Source organism: Acidiferrobacterales bacterium, assembly GCA_028820695.1.
GTDB lineage: Bacteria > Pseudomonadota > Gammaproteobacteria > Arenicellales > JAJDZL01 > JAJDZL01.
The window spans coordinates 54,125-72,651 of sequence record JAPPIB010000004.1 but is presented as its reverse complement, the minus strand read 5'-3'; the positions used below and the strand labels follow the sequence as shown (position 1 = coordinate 72,651).

The window sequence follows — 18,527 nt, the reverse complement described above, 5'->3', positions numbered from 1 at the left end:
TTGGTGTAGCAACTGTATAATTTCCGTTTTATCTGATTTGACGTTTTATCTGATTTGAATCGTCGCGTGTGGTTTAATTCGCGATAGTGTTTTTGTTTGAGTATCACGAATCCATTAAACGACATGGGTAATTCGCAACGCGTCACCCGCGCCATTTATCCCGGCAGTTTCGACCCTGTAACCAAAGGGCATATCGACCTCATGGAACGTGCGGTCGGTCTGTTCGATGAGTTGATTGTGGCGGTTGCGGACAGCAAGGACAAGAAAACCCTCTTTACCTTGCAGGAAAGAATCAATCTGATTGAAGCGACGACCGGTCACGTGGGTGGAATTGAGGTGATCGGATTCAAGGGATTGCTGATCGACCTTGCCAAGCAGGTCAACTCCAAAATAGTGATTCGAGGTCTGAGGGCGGTGTCGGATTTTGAGTACGAGTTTCAGTTGTCGTGGATGAACCGGCAACTCGACCGCAACATCGAGACGCTTTTCTTCGCACCTGCCGAAGACTACGCATTTGTCGCCGCCTCTCTGGTCAAGGAAATCGCACAGCTTGGCGGCGATGTCTCACAGTTTGTGCATCCCACAGTGAACCGCGCGCTGACCGAAAAACTACAGTCCGACAGCACCTGACCGGCCGCTGCGCAATCGCCGCGGTCGTTATTTCCAGGCAAATTTCGGCTGATCGAACTGCCCGACGCGAGTCGGGCGGTCAAACAGGACAACTTCCCGGAACTGGAATATGAAAGCGGCAGTCGGTGCGAATACCTGATGGCCCAAAGTTGCGATCGGGGTCGACAGGACCGATCTGCCCTTATCCCCTGAACTGTCCAGTACGGGAATCCGCGGCGACAGCAAATCAGTCAGCGGAATCCTGAAGACCTTGGCGACCTCACCGGGGTCAGGAACAATGGTCGTATTCGATCCGGCCCAGACCACAACCGGCGTGATGACGAAACCGGAGCGGGTACGATAGTCGTCCAGAATGCCGAGCACGTCCGTTTCGCAAATCAGGATGCCTATTTCCTCGTGCAGCTCGCGCAATGCCGCCTCAATGGCAGACTCACCATCATCAAGCCTGCCACCTGGCAGGGCGTACTGCCCGCCATGACGGTTGAGATGTTTCGATCTGCGGGTCAGCAAGAACGCCGCCTCATCGGATGCTTCCACGTTCACGATCGTGAGGGCGACTGCCGCACGCTTGAGTCCTTGCGCATCAACCGATTCGGTGCTGAAAGCCGAAAGCCTGTCCCGGATCCGATCCTTGAGCGATCCATCGAGTGAAATGACTTGATCTGACAGCATTTGTGAATTCAAGGAGCCTGGATATCGCCAGAGTTTTTCGGAAAACCCTGATTTTACGCGACAAAAGGACACAGTTGACTGACTTTGGTTCCGGTCGACGTACGGGGTTCCGACGATCGCGGCGCCAAGGTGCGATGAAAGACACACCGATTCGGGACGAATCCGATTGTATGGGCTTGCGGTCGGCCGCGCCGGTGTTGCAGGTCATGTCATAAAAGAACATAATTGACGGACAATGTCATGAGTCGGTCGCTTCGTGTTGATGAATCTTTCGATTGCAGTGAAAGTTGCATCATCGGGACCGGTATATGGCGTTGATGTTCAACGCGAGCAACAACATAGGCCGACGATAAGTGAACTGCGACGTCGTTGTGGATGGTCACTGCACGTCATTGTGAGATTTCCTTGTTCCAACTCCGGCACTGTACGAGTGGGCTGGTCTCGCGGATCTGCCGCCAAGCTGCAAACCGGACCAGACAGTTGGCATTGTCGAAAACGCTATATGGACACAATGGCTGATGTATAGGATTGAAACTGAAGATTACTCGATTCGGGTCGAACCCTATTATGCGCCTCAGGGGTCCGAGATCGAATTGTTTGAAAGCGCCCACCGCAACGCCATTCCGGTGCTCCTGAAAGGTCCGACCGGCTGCGGAAAAACCCGATTTATGGAATACATGGCATGGAAGCTGAATCTTCCCCTGGTGACAGTTGCGTGTCACGATGATCTGACAGCATCTGATCTGGTTGGCCGTTATCTGATCGTGGGCGGAGAGACGCAGTGGGTTGACGGGCCGCTGGCGCGGGCAGTTCGGGTCGGCGGCATCTGCTATCTGGATGAAATCGTCGAAGCGCGCAAAGACACGACTGTCGTGATCCATCCACTGGCTGACAACCGGCGCGTACTGCCGGTCGAGAAGACAGGTGAGCTGCTGCATGCGCCGGAATCATTCAATCTCACCATCTCCTACAACCCGGGTTATCAGAGTGTTCTTAAAGACCTCAAGCAAAGTACCCGTCAGCGTTTCCTTTCCTTGGAGTTTGACTATCCGCAAGCGCCATTGGAGCAGTCGATCCTGATGGTTGAAGCCAAGGTGGATGAGGACACCGCTGCCAAGCTGGTACGATTCGGATCCATGACCCGCAATCTCAAGGGCAGCGGACTGGAAGAGGGGGCTAGTACACGTCTGCTCGTGCATGCCGCAAAACTGATCGTGTTCGGTATCGCTCCGCTCGATGCCTGTAACGCCTCGATCACTCAAACCCTCACCGATGATCCTGAGATCCTGACTGCCATACAAGAAATGGCGTCATCACTGTTTTGAGATTTCTCGTGCCGGTCCCCGACCCCCGCAGGGCACCGGCCTGCTTCGTATGAACATGCCTCTGAGATTGATTCAGATCGAGGAGACGCTGAACGAACTGCTGGGTGCCGTGCTGTCATCTCGGCGTACCGTCACCGGACCTGCCCGAAAACTCGCCGGCCTTGACCGGGAGCAACAGGAGTTCGCACTGCATTGGGCGAGTGTGATTTCCAAATCCAACTCTGAGATGGCCTATCAGTTTGTGGATCATGTCAGCGATGCGTTCGGCATGATGGATACGGACGGTGTGACAAACTGGATCATCGAGGCCATGGATGTCTACGATCGACAGGGATTGTATCCCGGCAGCGCATCACTGAGAGAGGTCGATGCCTTCGCTGACAGATTGAGTCAGAAAAAATACGCTGTTTCCCTTGAGGATGTCGTTGGAGTTCTGAACAAATACGTAAAGGGTGTCTGCGGGCGTGACCTGGATATCCAAAGCGACGCACAAGCCTGGACTGACACCGAAACGCTCTATCTGCCCGACACATTCAAGCGATTCGACTCGGAGCAACTGAATTTTCGGCTATACAAGGCAACCGGGGCATTTTTGCTGGCACAGACGCGCTACGGGACGTTTCAGGTGGATCCGGCTACCGGTGTGCCCCTGATCTGCGCCGCGATCGCGAAGTTTCCGGACCCTGCCCGGGCGTTGCGCATATTCGAGTCGGTCGAGCACCTGAGGCTGCTGAACTGTCTGCGGTCCGAGTTGCCAGGCCTGGTGCGTCAGATGTCTGAGTTGAGCTCCTCGGCACAATGCAACCCTGAACTGCAAGAGCGATCTGATCTGCTTGCAGCGATCGGCCGACCGGACTCAGATGTCATGGACTCGATTCGAGTCGTCAGTGAACTCTACCACCGAAACATCGATTTACCCGCAACTGCCTGCTATCAGGGCATTGTCGATCTGGAAAAGGTACGGCTGACAACACGAAAGCGCGTTGACCGGGAGAAGGAGAAGTTCCGTTCAGATCTGGCGATGCTGGCTGAGAGCCTGGCACGACCTGATGATGGTGAGCCGCAGCGGGGACAGGCTAACGTGACCCTGGTGACCGAAAAAGACGACTCAGGCGGGGTGGACATGACCCTGACGCTGGACGGGCAACCGGTCATTCCGCCCGAGGCTATGGCTCAGACTGCGAAGAGCATCATCCAGGATTTCGGGGAAGTCCCACAGGAGTATCTCGTGCCCGCGAGCGACAGCCGGTACCGCAAGGACTTGCAGGCTGAAGACGAGCTGGCTGAGGAAATCGACAACAGCACACAGGACGTGATCTATTATGACGAATGGGATTATCGACGCCGGCATTATCGAAAAAACTGGTGCGGATTGAGAGAGTTGGAAATGCATCCCGCCAGTGAGAAAACAGTCGATGACATACTGGCCAAGCACTCCCACCTGGTGCGAGAGATCCGAAAGTCGTTTGAAGCCCTGCGGGGTGACAACAAGATGCTTCGTCGGCAGTCCAACGGTGACGATCTCGATATTGATGCCATTGTTGAAAATTATCCCGATATTCACAAAGGCAATGAATTGACCGATCGACTGTTTGTCAAGTCAGGTCGCCTTGAGCGAAATCTGGCGGTGGTATTCATGGTCGACCTCAGTGGTTCGACCAAAGGCTGGATCAACGATGCCGAACGCGAAAGCCTGGTTCTGCTGAGTGAAGCGCTTCAGACGCTGGGGGATCGATACGCGATATATGGGTTTTCGGGAATGACGCGCAAGCGTTGTGAACTTTATCGCATCAAGACGTTCGAGGATCCCTACGACAGCAAGGTCAGGGCACGGATTGCGGGAATCAGGCCTCAGGACTACACGCGCATGGGCGTGATTATCCGCCACCTGACCCGGAAGCTGATCGAGGTGGACGCCAGGACGCGGGTGCTGATTACGATCTCAGACGGCAAGCCGGACGACTACGACGGCTACCGCGGAGATTACGGAATCGAGGACACGCGACAGGCCCTGATGGAGGCAAGACATGCCGGAGTCCATCCGTTTTGCATTACGATTGACTCCCAGGCTCATGACTACCTTGGACACATGTACGGGCACGTCAACTACACCGTGGTCAGCGATGTTCGAGGCCTGCCTCTGAAGGTATCCGACATATACCGGAGACTGACGACCTGAAGCTTGTGTGAGCGCAAAAATATTCACTTATATATTTGATATGGCAACATTATCAGAATTATACCGGTTGAACGAATAGCGGATTCATGGTGGTTGGAAAAGGCAGTGTCAATCAAAATGATCCAAAAACAATCGCATCAGCAACCGAAAGATAAAATATAATTTTTCCAGACTTCGGCTGAACGCCAGTCCGGTCAACTCAGCGAAGTCCATAATAACAACATAACACCCAAATAGAGATCTTGAAGTGCGCAGATTTTCCAATTTGCGACAGGAACATAATAAATATATATGGCCGTTGTGCAAAATAACCTGCAACTCATACCCGAACCTCCCCAAACCATCGATTTCCAGGCCGCCTCGCTTGATACCTGGGATCGGAAATACCGCCTGAAAGCCAAATCCGGCGAAGTTATTGACCAGACAATCGAGGATACCTATGTGCGAGTCGCAAAGGCACTGGCTGCAGTGGAGGCGCGCCCGGTTCGAAAAAGATGGTTTGATGATTTCGTCTGGGCGCTTCAGAACGGTGCGATACCAGCAGGACGCATTGTCTCCAATGCTGGGGCACAGAGACACAAACCAGCCACCAGTACCATCAACTGTACAGTATCGAATACGATTACCGATTCGATGAAAGGCATACTGCATTCGGTCTATGAAGCGGGCCTCACCCTGAAGTCCGGTTGCGGGATCGGCTACGAATTCTCCACCCTGAGACCCAAAGGCGCTTTTGTCAGCGGTGCTGGTGCGTATACCTCCGGTCCGCTTTCCTTTATGGACATCTTTGACGCGATGTGTTTTACAGTCTCATCGGCTGGCGGGCGCCGCGGCGCGCAGATGGGTGTATTTGACGTATCGCACCCCGACATCATGGAGTTCATAAGGGCCAAGACAAAAGACGGTTGTCTTCGCCAATTCAATTTGTCCTGCCTGATCACCGACGATTTCGTCAAGGCTGTGGCCGCAGATGACATGTGGAATCTGGTATTCCCCGCCACCCGACAGGAGCACGACAGCGGTGACTATGAGATCATCTGGAATCACTGGCCAACTGATGCCGAAAACAGTTCCTATGTCATAGATGAATTTGGCAGGGTTGCCCTGCGCGTCTACTCAAAAATCGAGGCGCGGCGACTGTGGGACTCAATCATGGAACTCACATACAACTATGCCGAACCCGGCTTCATCCTGATTGACCGGGTCAATGAGATGAACAATAACTGGTTCTGTGAGGACATCAGGGCCACCAATCCCTGCGGCGAACAGCCCCTGCCGCCATATGGCGCCTGTCTGCTCGGGTCAGTCAACCTGACCAAGTTCGTCAGCAATCCGTTTACCGACGATGTCAGTTTCGATTGGGAACGATACCGTGAGGTGGTTGCCATTTTTACCCGAATGCTGGACAACGTTGTGGAGGTTCACGGTCTGCCGCTGAAGTCCCAAGTGGAAGAAATACTCAGAAAGCGCCGCCACGGCATGGGCTTTCTTGGGCTGGGGTCCACCCTGGCCATGATGAAACTAAAGTACGGTTCCCCGGAATCACTGGTGTTCACCGATCAGGTGGCGAAGGAAATGGCGATGACCGGTTGGACGACCGGTGTGAAACTGGCAACCGAGAAAGGACCCGCACCGATATTCCAGGAAATGTTTACCGTCACCCCGAAAATGATGGCGAGTCGACCGGAAATGGCTGACGATGGAATCAGTGTCGGACAGACTGTGAAAGGGTCGGTGCTGCTGGCGAAGTACAGCAGATACATGCAGAAACTGCCTGACGAGCTGACCGATCAGATTGCCGATATCGGTGCGCGCTTCACGCATCACAGTTCAATCGCGCCGACAGGCACCATCAGTCTGTCACTCGGAAACAATGTCAGTAACGGTATCGAGCCGTCGTTCGCACACGAATACACCCGTAACGTGATTCGGGAAGGCAAGAAGTCAAAAGAGAATGTCAAGGTATACTCCTACGAGTTGCTTGCATATCGGGAATTGGTCGATCCCGATGCGACAGCGGATGATTCATCCTCCCTGCCCGATTACTTTGTCAAGTCGGACGATGTCACCCCGAATGAACACATCGCGGTTCAGGCTGCGGCACAGAAATGGGTGGATTCTTCCATCTCCAAAACAGCGAACGTGCCGACTGATTATCCGTTTGAGGAGTTCAAGGATATTTATATGACCGCCTACGAGAGCGGTTTGAAAGGCTGTACCACGTTTCGCTTCAATCCCGAGGCGTTTCAGGGCGTTCTGGTCAGGGACAAGGATCTCGAGGAGACCACATACGAATTCGAGCTTGAGGACGGCAGCACCGTCCAATTGAAAGGAAATGAAGAGGTCGAGTATGATGGTGAGGTGCATACGGCGGCAAATCTCTTCGATGCCCTGAAAGAGGGCTATTACGGTAAATTCTGAAGGTGAGATGACATGGCTACCAAGATCAGCAAGCCCATTGTCAACTATCGGGTGACGAACAAGACAGATTCGTCCAACTCGCTTTTTTCGCCCGCCGAAAGCAACAGTTCCCTGACTGATGGCGATCTTATCCGGGATCTGCCGGAGGAAACGTCCAATATCATTGAAATGCATGAACGCATCGAGCGTCCGGAGATGCTCAAGGGCAGTACTTACAAGATCAAGACGCCTTACTCAGAGCATGCATTGTATGTGACGATCAACGACATGATCGTCAATGCCGGCACTCCATACGAAAGGAAACGCCCGTACGAGATCTTCCTGAATTCCAAGAACATGGATAACTTTCAGTGGACCGTTGCGCTCACTCGGATCATTTCCGCCGTGTTCCGAAAGGGGGGCGACAGCGCTTTCCTGGTCGAGGAGATGCAGGCGGTATTTGACCCAAGAGGCGGGTATTTTCAAAGGGGCGGCAAATACATCCCGTCACTTGTCGCCGAAATCGGATCCATAATCGAAACGCATATGAAACGGATCGGGATGATTCAGGATGAAGCGCTCCCGGAACATACACAAAAGATTCTTCAAGAAAAGCGCCAGGAATTCGAAGCCCGCACCAAACTGTCCTCCGGTGATGCGGCAGATGACGGCCTCCCGGAAGGTGCTGTGCTTTGCCATGCCTGCAACATTCGTGCAGTCGTCTATCTGGACGGTTGTATGACTTGCCTGAACTGCGGTGATTCGAAGTGTTCGTGATCTCTCCCCATCGATTCTTGCGTTTCGCGTACCCCTCCAACCTGTTCATATAAAATAGTCGAGTGATCTGACCGTCAGGTGCGGCCTGTGTCGGACTGTCGGTTTATCACTGTTGACTAGATTAAGACTGAAGGCAAAGGAAGTGTCAGAATTAGTTCGCCCCAGACATCCGGGCAGAGGCAAGGCCCGACACCGCAGCGTGCCCAAAGGCAGGCAGGTGTCTCCCGAGATTTTGGCGGAGGTCAGGGACATCATCGGACACTCGCCCATTCGTCGTGATCTGCTGGTGGAATATCTTCATGCGTTGCAGGACCACTATGGCGGCATTCACTCCGACAATCTTGTTGCGCTTGCGCAAATCATGCGCCTGTCTCTTGCGGAAGTCTATGAGACGGCGACGTTCTATGCTCATTTTTCGATCATCGCAGAAGACGAGAATCCACCCCCGCCGATCACAGTTCGAGTATGTGACAGTCTGACCTGTGAGATGTTCGGTGCGCAGCAATTGCTTGCGAACCTGCAAGAGGAGCTGGGACCGAGAGTCAGGATTCTCAGGGCGCCATGCATGGGGCGATGCGATACGGCACCGACTGTGGAAGTGGGGCACAACCATATCGATCATGCGACCGTTAATTTGGTTGCCAGCGCAGTTTCAGCCCGTGAGACCAGTCCAGCAATCCCATCCTATCAGGATCTGGATGCCTATCAATTTGAGGGTGGCTACAGGCTGTTGGAAAGTTGTCACTCCGGAAAGAGAACACGGGAAGAAATGGTCGCACTGCTTCAGGAATCTCCCTTGCGTGGCATGGGTGGGGCCGGATTTCCGACAGGTCTGAAGTGGAAGATAGTTCGCGGCTACGAGGGACCGCGGCTCATGGCAGTGAACGCGGATGAAGGTGAGCCCGGTACATTCAAGGATCGTTATTATCTCGAAAATGAACCGCATCGATTTGTTGAGGGCATGCTGATCGCGGCGTGGGTGGTGGAGGCGGAAACTGTCTATATCTACTTACGCGACGAATACCCGGCTGCCCGGGAGATTCTGTTGAAGGAACTCGCACGGGTTCAGGAAGCGGGATTGTATGGGAATACAGACGTTGAGCTTCGTCGAGGGGCCGGTGCCTATATCTGCGGCGAGGAATCCTCAATGATTGAATCAATCGAAGGCAAGCGAGGATTGCCGCGCCACCGCCCGCCGTATGTCGCGGAGAAAGGAATCTTTGACCGGCCGACATTGGTACAGAATGTTGAGACTCTGTACTGGATTCGCGATATTGTAGAGAAGGGATCAGACTGGTTTGCCTCACACGGTCGCAATGGCGGCAAGGGTCTTCGGAGTTATTCGGTTTCCGGTCGCGTCAATGAACCCGGGGTCAAGGTTGCCCCGGCGGGAGTTACGGCACGGGAGTTGATCGAGGAGTTCAGCGGCGGCATGGCACCGGGGCACGAATTCAGGGCCTATCTGCCCGGCGGCGCTTCAGGCGGCATTCTGCCGGCAAGCATGGCTGACCTTCCACTTGACTTTGGACAATTGGAGCAATACGGTTGCTTTGTGGGGTCTCACGCAGTCGTGATACTCAGCGACCAGGATAGCACGAAGGACGCGGCGTTGAATCTTATGCGGTTTTTCGAAGATGAGAGTTGTGGTCAGTGCACCCCTTGTCGTGTTGGCACCGAAAAGGCAGTCAAGCTGATGGAAAAGGGTCAGTGGGATGAGGCTTTGCTTACGGACATCGGAAATGCAATGATGGACGCCTCGATATGCGGTCTCGGCCAGGCTGCGGCGAATCCGCTGTTTTCGGTGATGAGATTCTTTCAGGAAGACGAGGCATGCACAGCGAATTGAACATCAGTTTTGAGCTTGACGGAAAGCAGGTCAGCGCCGGTCCTGACGAGACAATCTGGCAGATCGCCAACCGCGAGCACAACGCTTTGCCACATCTTTGCTTTTCCACTGAGTCGGGTTATCGGGCGGATGGCAACTGCCGCGCCTGCATGGTCGAGATCGAGGGTGAGCGGGTTTTGGCAGCATCCTGCATACGCAAGCCGGCTGAGGGAATGAAGGTTCATACCGGCAGCGATCGGGCTGTATTTGCCCGAAAAATGGTATTTGAAATGCTCGAGGCCGATCAGCCGGCTCGGGACAAGGCGCATGATGCCCACTCCAGGTTCTGGCAATGGACCGATCAGGTGAAGCCGCAGACTGATCGAATGCCGTCAAGGAAATCACCGGCACCAGATCCGAGTCACCCCGCGATGCGGGTCTATCTGGACGCATGTATTCATTGCAATTTATGTGTCCGTGCCTGCAGGGAAGTCCAGGTCAACGACGTGATCGGCATGGCCCATCGCGGCAGTCAGTCGAAGATCGTATTCGATTTTGACGATCCGATGGGCGACAGTACCTGTGTTGCCTGCGGTGAGTGTGTGCAGGCGTGCCCGACCGGAGCCCTGATGGAGGAGTCCTTGGTTGACGCCAAGGGTGTAAACCTGAATCTGCAAGTCGATGAGGTTGACAGTGTGTGCCCCTATTGTGGTGTCGGGTGTCAGATCAAGTATCAGATCAGTGACGACAGGATTGTCGCGGTCAACGGCCGCGATGGACCTGCCAACAACAATCGGCTCTGTGTGAAAGGGCGGTTTGGATTTGACTATGTCAGTCATCCACACCGATTGACCAAGCCGTTGATACGTCGCGATGATGTCGGCAAGGATGCGGACCTTCAAATTGATCCGACTGATCCCGCGTCCCACTTCCGGGAAGTGGAGTGGGAAGAGGCGCTCGATTACGCGGCTGCGGGATTCAGGGAAATTCTTGAACAATCCGGTTCGGAAGGTCTGGCGGGATTTGGTTCCGCCAAGGGCTCGAACGAGGAGGCTTACCTGGTTCAGAAACTGGTTCGGGCTGGATTCGGCACCAATAACGTTGACCACTGTACGAGACTGTGTCATGCCTCCAGCGTGGCGGCCCTGCTGGAAGGTATCGGTTCTGGTGCGGTGACCGCGCCATTTACCGCATGCAAGGACTCGGATGTCATTGTTGTCATCGGTGCCAATCCAACGGAAAACCACCCGGTTGCCGCAACATTTTTCAAGCAGGCAAAAAACAACGGCAAGGAGCTGATCGTGATGGACCCGCGAGGCACAGCCCTTGGCCGTCACGCCACGCACATGTTGCAGTTCAATCCTGGAACTGATGTTGCATTGCTGAATGCCATGCTTCATGTGATCATCCAGGAAGATATCTATGATCACGAATACGTCAAGCAATTTACAGAAGGGTTTGAAAACATCCGACGTCATGTCGAGCATTTCTCTCCGGAGGAAATGTCCAGGATATGCGGCATTGACGCGGACACATTGCGTCTGGTTGCCCGAAAATACGCAACTGCGGACCGCTCCATCATTTTTTGGGGAATGGGGATATCGCAGCATACCCATGGCACTGACAATGCCAGGTGTCTGATCGCACTGGCGGCGATTACCGGGCAGGTGGGTCGCCCTGGCACCGGATTGCATCCGCTGCGAGGGCAGAACAATGTGCAGGGAGCGTCCGATGCCGGATTGATTCCCATGGTATTCCCGGACTACCAGGCGGTGGATTCTGAAAACATCCGTTCGCGTTTCGAAGATGAATGGGGCACTTCACTGGACCCTGAAAAAGGTCTGACCGTAGTGGAAATCATGGATGCGGTTCACGCCGGTCAGATTCGCGGGATGTATGTGATGGGAGAAAATCCGGCCATGTCGGACCCCGACGTTCACCATGCCAGACAAGCGTTGGCAAGACTTGACCATCTGGTTGTGCAGGATTTGTTCTTGACCGAGACCGCGTTTCACGCCGATGTGATTCTGCCGGCATCTGCATGGCCGGAAAAGCACGGGACGGTAACCAACACCAATCGCCAGGTTCAGATGGGTCGTGCGGCACTGAAGCTGCCAGGTGATACCAGACAGGACTGGTGGATCATTCAGGAACTCGCGATTCGACTGGGTCTTGACTGGAATTATTCAGGACCGGCCGAGGTCTTTGCAGAAATGGCCAGTGTCATGCCATCACTTGACAATATTACATGGCAGAGAGTTGATGCGGAGAGTTCAGTGACCTATCCTTGCGATGCACCTGATCAGCCCGGCAATGAGATTGTGTTTGGAGAAGGTTTTCCGACCGCCAGCGGACGGGCAAAGCTTGTACCGGCAGGCATTGTGCCACCGGATGAGGAGCCGGATCAGGATTACCCGATGATACTGACTACCGGTCGGCAACTAGAGCACTGGCACACCGGCGCCATGACTCGAAGGGCCAAGGTACTTGATCAGATTGAGCCTGAGGCGGTCGCGAGTTTTTCACCGAGTCAACTCCAGAAACTTGGTATCCAGCCTGGCGAAATGGTCAGTATCGTGACCCGACGGGGTAAGATCTCGCTGAGGACCCGACAGGATTTTGCCATACCGGACGGGATGGTTTTTGTTCCCTTCTGCTATGCTGAGGCAGCCGCAAACATGCTGACGAATCCAGCCCTTGATCCCATGGGCAAGATTCCGGAGTACAAGTACTGCGCGGCGAGAGTCGAAAGGTTGCCGATGACGTAAGTTGTGGTGCGGGCGGCAACGGGCTTGTGCTGCCGTACTGATACATAGTCGCTGAACTGTTCATCCTCAGTCCGCTGTGCCCAATGAGGTGAATTCATAAAGGTTCAGTCAGTTTTCGACTCATGAAATCCACCCTATCGAAATCACGATAATTGGGCATTCAATCTGGCAGTCCGGCGGGAATGCTGTGTTGTCGAATTATTCGGGAACTGGCATCACGAAAGTGGTTATGTTCAAATGGAATTTATTTCACACTCACTTGTAAATCAACGAATCCAATTGAAACGCCTTTACCTGTTCCGAGACTCCTTCGAAAGTGCCGCGCCCCGTGACTCTGGAAACGGGTGAATTACTTCTCCGCTTAAATATTGCAAACTGAATATTCTTGTCTCCCATGGACTGCAAGCCTAAGAATGATTGCTTGTCATCTCGCCAGACCGCCCTTGGATTCCCTTCATCGGTAACTGCAACATCACCGATGCGTATTCGTCGATTTGTTGTTACGAACTTAAAAAAATCGTCTTTTGATTGTGAGTTAACCGGAATTTCATCATCTTCGGTTTCCGATTTCAGAAACTTTATGCGTTTATCCTGTTGCATGAGATTTGGGAATTGATCTCCCTATTTTTGGTTCGCAAGTGACATGACCGGCCGGAACGATTGATCTGCGCGCCTTGCAGTCAAGCAAGCATTAGTCGGAGGAATATTGAAGTCGGTTCAAAAGATTCCAATCAATCTGGCAATTCTTATAAAATCACTTCGATAAACTTAATACATCGTCGACGAAAACAATAGTTGAGTGTTTTTGACTGATAGAATTGGAAACTTTGAGTTGGGAGTAGAATCTACCATGGATTACAAGAAAGACGACATTATCGAAATGCGAGCGACGGGACAGATGTCCCGACGGCAGTTCAACGCCTATATGGCGTCACTGGGTGCTGTTGCAGTAACAATTCCACTGATGCCTGGAGCTGCGCATGCCGCGGCAGATGATCACCCGAACGTATTTACCTGGGAAGGCTGGGATGTGGTGGAACATCATCAGCAGTATCTTGACAAATATGGTGAATTGCCGAATTTCGCGATTTTCGGGGATGAAGAGGAAGCGTTTGCAAAGATCAAGGCGGGTGCACAGTACGATGTAACGCATCCGTGCTCCTACAAGGTTGAGATCTGGCGCGATGCCGGAATTCTTCAACCGATCGACACCAGCCGACTCAGCCACTGGGACGATGTGATTCCGTCATTGAAAGAAATTCCAGGCATGGTTCACGAAGGCCAGCGTTATTTCGTACCTGCGGATTGGGGTCAGACATCGGTGATGTATCGTCCCGATCTGGTTGATCCGAGCTATCTGGAGAACGAAACTTGGGGCATCTTGTGGGACGAGCGATATTCCGGTCGCCTATCGATGTCCGATAGTTTGATTGATGGTGTCATGGTCGCGGCGATTTATGGCGGTGCAGCCAACCCGTTCGACATGACCGACGCTGAGGTCGAAAAAACTCGGGAATTACTGCGTGAGCAGCTGCCTTTGCTGCGTTATTACTGGACAAGTCCGACCGACATCGAAAATTCAATGGCAGCGGGAGAACTCGTCGCCACCAGTGCTTGGAATGATGCATTCACATCACTGAAGAATCAAGGCTACGATGTCAAATACATGCAACCGAAGGAAGGCGCGATGACCTGGGTCTGTGGCTTCTGCCTGATGAGCGCGGCCGACCCGGAAAAACTTGAAAAGTCCTATGACGTGATTGATGCATTCCTGTCACCTGATTCCGGACAGTTCGAGATCCTGGAAGAGGGCTATGGACATGCCAATCAAAAGGCGTTTGATCTCGTAACCGACGACGACTTGGCTCAACGCGGACTTTCCAGGGATGCCGACGCAGTGCTGAACTCGGGTATTTTCCAGGTGCCGATCAAGAATGAAGCGGTACTGCAAGCCATGTTTGAGGAGGTCAAGGCAGGTCTGTAATGACCGATCGAATTCTGAAACTCAGTTGACATAGGTGTACAAATTCCGGAATTCACTTTCGTGTGGATTCCGGAATTTCAGTATTTCAGTGTATCCGATTTTCAGACGATAAAAACTGTGCGCTGTACAGTCTAGCGTTGGCTTCATCCGCTACATAGTTGACCAACCCACTACCTTGGCAATGATTTCGGCAGATCGTAAACTTGTCGATCGGGTACGGTTTGGATTTCGCACAAGCGAGTCGATCAGAGGTTACACGCTTCTTTCCCCGACTCTGCTGATGATCCTGCTGGGGCTTCTGTTTCCCCTGATCATTCTTTTTACACTAAGTTTCTGGAAACAGGAATATGTGGACCTGATTCAGACCTTTACCCTGAAGAACTACGGGGACTTTTTTGAGAAGAAAATCTACTATCTGATCCTATATCGCTCAATCCGAATCTCAGCGTTCGTTATGTTCGCGACGGTCTTATTGGCTTATCCTTTGGCCTATTTCATTGCGTTTCATGTCCAAAAGAACAAGATGATATGGATAATTCTGGTCACGATACCCTTTTGGACCAGCTATCTTCTGAGAGTATTCTCGTGGAAAGTGATTCTCGGCTACAACGGAGTGATCAATTCCAGTCTGATGTCATTGGGCATCATCTCCGAACCGCTTGAGTTCCTTTTGTACAACCCTTTTGCCGTTGTCATCACACTCGCGCATGCATGGGCCGCGGTCGCAATACTGCCGATCTACGTCTCGTTGGAGAAGATCGACCGATCGCTGATCGAGGCATCTCGGGATCTTGGAGAGTCTGCTCTGGCAACCTTTGTCCGGGTGACACTCCCGCTTTCACTTCCTGGCGTAATCGCTGCCAGCTTGCTGGTATTCATCCCGACGGTAGGCGATTACGTGACGCCCGCCTTGGTTGGCGGAACCAGAGGCATCATGATTGGGAACATTATCCAATCCATGTTCGGCAAGGCATTGAACTGGCCGTTGGGCGCTGCGTTGTCAATTATCTCCATGATTACCGTCACCGCAGTCGTCTGCATGCTGCTCGGCGCGACGCAATTATTCAAGAAGAAGGTGGGTTAGCCCGTGCGAGCCAGACGCATCAACTCTCTCGCAGTGTATGCGATGATATATCTGACGTTTCTGTATCTTCCGGTAGCGGTATTGCCACTGTTTTCGTTCAACGATTCGCAATACGTGACGTTTCCACTGGTCGGATTCACGCTGAAATGGTACGGTCAGCTGGCTGACAGCCATGGACTTCAGACCGCACTTTTCAATAGTATCAGGGTCGGGCTTTCGGTATCGATCATCAGCACCGTACTCGGAATATTCGCGGCGAAGTCGGTGACTCGCTATCGGATGCGGCGAAGTGGCCTGATGATTGGATTCATCATGGTGCCGCTGGTCATCCCTGAAATCATTCTGGGCATCGCATTGTTGATGACCTTCAGCATTGGTGGGATCAAGCTGTCCCTGGTCACTGTAGCGATCGGCCACCTCATGCTATGTATTCCATTTTCCATGCTGGTACTGATATCCAGAATGGAGGGGCTTGATAAAAGCCTTGAGGAAGCTTCGCTGGACTTGGGTGAGAACGCATGGTGGACATTCTGGAGAGTCACGTTTCCCGTGATTCTTCCGGGTGTGGTAGCGAGCCTGCTGCTTACCTTTACTATCTCGTTTGATGAGTTTGTCCTTGCATTCTTCTTGTCCGGAACAGACGCAACATTACCGGTGCATATCTGGAGCCAGCTCAGATTCCCGGAGAAACTGCCTTCAGTACTGGCGCTCGGAGCCATTATTGTTGTCGTATCCACGATCGTGATTCTTTTCGCGGAAGTGATTCGACGCGGTGGCGTACAACTCGACAAGCAGTCAAAAGTGTAGATCGATGACAGAAAAAATTATTTCAATCAAGAATGTTGTCAAGGACTTCGGCAGTGTCCGCGCGGTGAACAACGCCAACTTCGACGTCGTCAAAGGCGAATTCTTTTCGCTGCTGGGACCGTCGGGTTGCGGCAAGACGACACTGTTGCGGATTCTGGCAGGATTTGAGGTGCCGACCACCGGGACCATTGAGATTGACGGACAGGACGTGACCTTGGTTGCGCCCAACCATCGCCCAGTGAACATGGTGTTTCAGAACTATGCGATTTTTCCGCACCTGAACGTATCGTCAAACATTGCTTTTGGCATGCGCAAGGCGGGATTGTCGAAACGTGACCTTGAAATGGAAATCGAGCGGATGCTTGAGCTCATCAAACTGCCAGGGTATGGCGAACGCAAAGCCGATGAGCTGTCCGGTGGACAAAGGCAGCGTGTTGCGCTGGCGAGAGCCCTGATCAAGCAACCCAAGGTTCTTTTGCTTGATGAACCGCTCGGCGCGCTGGACAAGAAGCTCAGAGAGCAGATGCAGATCGAGTTGCGTCAGCTGCAACAGCATGTTGGGATTACGTTTGTGTTTGTCACGCACGATCAGGAAGAGGCACTGACGTTGTCGGACAGGATTGCTGTCATGAGTCAGGGTGATGTGATGGAAATATCCTCGCCCGGACAACTGTACGAAAATCCGCAATCTCGGTTCGTGGCGGATTTTATCGGCACGATGAATTTCTTTCGATGTACGCTGAATGACTTCTCCGATGGTGTTGCAATCGGTCAGTCCGAAGAGCTGGGTCCGGTGCGAATTCAGTGCAATGAGCCGGTTTGTGCGATCAATCAGGATTTTACACTGGCGATCCGACCGGAAAAATTTGCGCTTTCATTTGATTCGGTGAAGCAGTCGGTCAATTCCGTGATGGGCACATTGGGTCCGTCGGCCTATCTGGGCGATCGAAGCCATTTCTATATTTATCTCAAGGGTCGCGAAGACCCGGTTTCGGTAGCGCTTCAGAATCTATCGGGGTCGTTGGAGCATGTTCGGGACACGGATCGCGAAGTGTTCCTGACATGGTCAGACGATAGCTGTGTGATGCTCGCGGATTACGAATGACTTCAACAAAGACACCCGCGGTCTACATTGACGGTCAGGCTGGTACCACTGCGCTCAAGATCCATGAAATCTTGGCTGACCGAGACGATATCGAAGTCATTTCGCTTCCAGACGCCGACAGAAAAAACCCCGCCTCGCGAAAAAATGCGATCGATCAGTCGGATCTGAGCATTCTTTGCCTGCCTGACGATGCGGCGAGACAGGCGGCGCAATGGGCGGCCGCCAGCAATACACAGATTATTGATGCAAGTACCGCACATCGGGTCACCGAGGGCTGGGTCTATGGGTTGCCGGAAATATCGGACGAGTTCAGACAGCGAATCAGAAAATCAGATCGGGTTGCCAATCCTGGCTGCTATCCGACATCAGTGATATTGCTGATGCGGCCCTTGATTGATCGCGAGATCGTGTCTGCGGATTGTCCGATCGTCGTCAACGCCCTATCCGGGTATACCGGTGGCGGGCGAAAAATGATCGAACGCTGGGAATCTGAGCAGTTCGCCTTGCATTCGATGCGATACGCCGCACCCTATGCGCTGGAGCGGGTGCACAAGCATATTCCTGAAATGATCAGGTATTCGGGGCTACGGGTCGAGCCGCAATTTCTGCCGCGGGTCGGGCCGTTCGCGCAAGGCATGCGGGTTGAGATTCCGTTACACAGATCCTGGCTGGACGGTGCCGATTCAAGTGCCGAGAAAGTCTGGGAAACGCTGGAGAAGGCATACCGAAACGAGCGGTTTGTCAATCTGAAGCCGTTATACACTGATCCGGTTGATGAATTTGAGTTCGACCCCCGTGCCTGCAACGATACCAATCGGATTGATCTATCGGTCAGTGCCCATCCGTCCGGTCACGTCTTGCTGACCGGGATTCTCGACAATTTGGGCAAAGGTGCAAGCGGTGCCGCAGTGCAAGCGATGAATCTGATGTTTGGCTTCGAGGAGGATACGGGGCTGGCAACCTGATATTGG

At 53.0% G+C, this 18,527-nt stretch carries 14 protein-coding genes; 12 read left to right on the top strand and 2 right to left on the bottom strand.

Going from position 1 to position 18,527, the window contains the following annotated elements:
* The first annotated feature begins 123 nt into the window (after window positions 1–123).
* A complete protein-coding gene (coaD, locus tag OXI60_00760) occupies window positions 124–630 on the top strand; it encodes a pantetheine-phosphate adenylyltransferase (protein MDE0308351.1) in 507 nt (168 codons plus the stop codon).
* 27 nt (window positions 631–657) lie between these two features.
* On the opposite strand, the gene OXI60_00755 is transcribed toward coaD, so the two are convergent.
* Window positions 658–1,302, bottom strand: a complete 645-nt coding sequence (locus OXI60_00755; protein MDE0308350.1) for a CoA pyrophosphatase — start codon at window positions 1,300–1,302, stop codon at window positions 658–660.
* Window positions 1,303–1,820: 518 nt separating this feature from the next.
* Here OXI60_00755 and OXI60_00750 point away from each other — a divergent pair.
* From OXI60_00750 to fdhF, 6 genes are all read left to right on the top strand, one after another.
* A complete protein-coding gene (locus tag OXI60_00750; GenBank protein MDE0308349.1) occupies window positions 1,821–2,627 on the top strand; it encodes a CbbQ/NirQ/NorQ/GpvN family protein in 807 nt (268 codons plus the stop codon).
* A 55-nt stretch (window positions 2,628–2,682) separates the two neighbouring features.
* Window positions 2,683–4,806 (top strand): hypothetical protein, encoded by a 2,124-nt coding sequence (locus OXI60_00745; GenBank protein MDE0308348.1) that lies wholly within the window; start codon window positions 2,683–2,685, stop codon window positions 4,804–4,806.
* Window positions 4,807–5,097: 291 nt separating this feature from the next.
* Window positions 5,098–7,227: an adenosylcobalamin-dependent ribonucleoside-diphosphate reductase gene (locus tag OXI60_00740; protein ID MDE0308347.1), complete on the top strand. Its 2,130-nt coding sequence runs from the start codon at window positions 5,098–5,100 to the stop codon at window positions 7,225–7,227.
* 12 nt (window positions 7,228–7,239) lie between these two features.
* Window positions 7,240–7,983: a hypothetical protein gene (locus tag OXI60_00735; protein ID MDE0308346.1), complete on the top strand. Its 744-nt coding sequence runs from the start codon at window positions 7,240–7,242 to the stop codon at window positions 7,981–7,983.
* 142 nt (window positions 7,984–8,125) lie between these two features.
* Complete coding sequence (locus tag OXI60_00730) at window positions 8,126–9,829, top strand: NAD(P)H-dependent oxidoreductase subunit E (protein MDE0308345.1); 1,704 nt, start codon at window positions 8,126–8,128, stop codon at window positions 9,827–9,829.
* Window positions 9,814–12,576, top strand: a complete 2,763-nt coding sequence (fdhF, locus tag OXI60_00725) for a formate dehydrogenase subunit alpha (GenBank protein MDE0308344.1) — start codon at window positions 9,814–9,816, stop codon at window positions 12,574–12,576. Before OXI60_00730 ends, fdhF begins: the two co-directional genes overlap by 16 nt.
* 255 nt (window positions 12,577–12,831) lie before the next feature.
* Here fdhF and OXI60_00720 read toward each other — a convergent pair whose 3' ends face one another.
* The gene (locus tag OXI60_00720) at window positions 12,832–13,176 is read right to left on the bottom strand and encodes a hypothetical protein (protein ID MDE0308343.1); all 345 of its coding nucleotides are present in this window, start codon (window positions 13,174–13,176) and stop codon (window positions 12,832–12,834) included.
* A 250-nt stretch (window positions 13,177–13,426) separates the two neighbouring features.
* Between OXI60_00720 and OXI60_00715 the strand changes: the two genes are divergently transcribed.
* The 5 genes from OXI60_00715 to argC all read left to right on the top strand — a co-directional run bounded on the left by OXI60_00715 (window position 13,427) and on the right by argC (window position 18,521).
* Window positions 13,427–14,560: an extracellular solute-binding protein gene (locus OXI60_00715; GenBank protein MDE0308342.1), complete on the top strand. Its 1,134-nt coding sequence runs from the start codon at window positions 13,427–13,429 to the stop codon at window positions 14,558–14,560.
* Between the two features lie 181 nt (window positions 14,561–14,741).
* Window positions 14,742–15,644: an ABC transporter permease gene (locus OXI60_00710; protein MDE0308341.1), complete on the top strand. Its 903-nt coding sequence runs from the start codon at window positions 14,742–14,744 to the stop codon at window positions 15,642–15,644.
* A 3-nt stretch (window positions 15,645–15,647) separates the two neighbouring features.
* Window positions 15,648–16,451, top strand: a complete 804-nt coding sequence (locus OXI60_00705) for an ABC transporter permease (protein ID MDE0308340.1) — start codon at window positions 15,648–15,650, stop codon at window positions 16,449–16,451.
* Window positions 16,452–16,455: 4 nt separating this feature from the next.
* The gene (locus OXI60_00700) at window positions 16,456–17,556 is read left to right on the top strand and encodes an ABC transporter ATP-binding protein (GenBank protein ID MDE0308339.1); all 1,101 of its coding nucleotides are present in this window, start codon (window positions 16,456–16,458) and stop codon (window positions 17,554–17,556) included.
* A complete protein-coding gene (gene argC / locus OXI60_00695; GenBank protein ID MDE0308338.1) occupies window positions 17,553–18,521 on the top strand; it encodes an N-acetyl-gamma-glutamyl-phosphate reductase in 969 nt (322 codons plus the stop codon). The genes OXI60_00700 and argC overlap by 4 nt, the downstream gene beginning before the upstream one ends.
* Window positions 18,522–18,527 lie beyond the last annotated feature (6 nt).

What these genes read in the sequence shown, in the direction of transcription:
- OXI60_00755 (MDE0308350.1), bottom strand. Translation starts at nt 1,302, where the DNA reads ATGCTGTCAGATCAAGTCATTTCACTCGATGGATCGCTCAAGGATCGG.
- OXI60_00740 (MDE0308347.1), top strand. Translation starts at nt 5,098, where the DNA reads ATGGCCGTTGTGCAAAATAACCTGCAACTCATACCCGAACCTCCCCAA.
- argC (MDE0308338.1), top strand. Translation starts at nt 17,553, where the DNA reads ATGACTTCAACAAAGACACCCGCGGTCTACATTGACGGTCAGGCTGGT.
- OXI60_00720 (MDE0308343.1), bottom strand. Translation starts at nt 13,176, where the DNA reads ATGCAACAGGATAAACGCATAAAGTTTCTGAAATCGGAAACCGAAGAT.
- OXI60_00750 (MDE0308349.1), top strand. Translation starts at nt 1,821, where the DNA reads ATGTATAGGATTGAAACTGAAGATTACTCGATTCGGGTCGAACCCTAT.
- OXI60_00715 (MDE0308342.1), top strand. Translation starts at nt 13,427, where the DNA reads ATGGATTACAAGAAAGACGACATTATCGAAATGCGAGCGACGGGACAG.
- fdhF (MDE0308344.1), top strand. Translation starts at nt 9,814, where the DNA reads ATGCACAGCGAATTGAACATCAGTTTTGAGCTTGACGGAAAGCAGGTC.
- coaD (MDE0308351.1), top strand. Translation starts at nt 124, where the DNA reads ATGGGTAATTCGCAACGCGTCACCCGCGCCATTTATCCCGGCAGTTTC.
- OXI60_00710 (MDE0308341.1), top strand. Translation starts at nt 14,742, where the DNA reads ATGATTTCGGCAGATCGTAAACTTGTCGATCGGGTACGGTTTGGATTT.
- OXI60_00745 (MDE0308348.1), top strand. Translation starts at nt 2,683, where the DNA reads ATGCCTCTGAGATTGATTCAGATCGAGGAGACGCTGAACGAACTGCTG.
- OXI60_00735 (MDE0308346.1), top strand. Translation starts at nt 7,240, where the DNA reads ATGGCTACCAAGATCAGCAAGCCCATTGTCAACTATCGGGTGACGAAC.
- OXI60_00700 (MDE0308339.1), top strand. Translation starts at nt 16,456, where the DNA reads ATGACAGAAAAAATTATTTCAATCAAGAATGTTGTCAAGGACTTCGGC.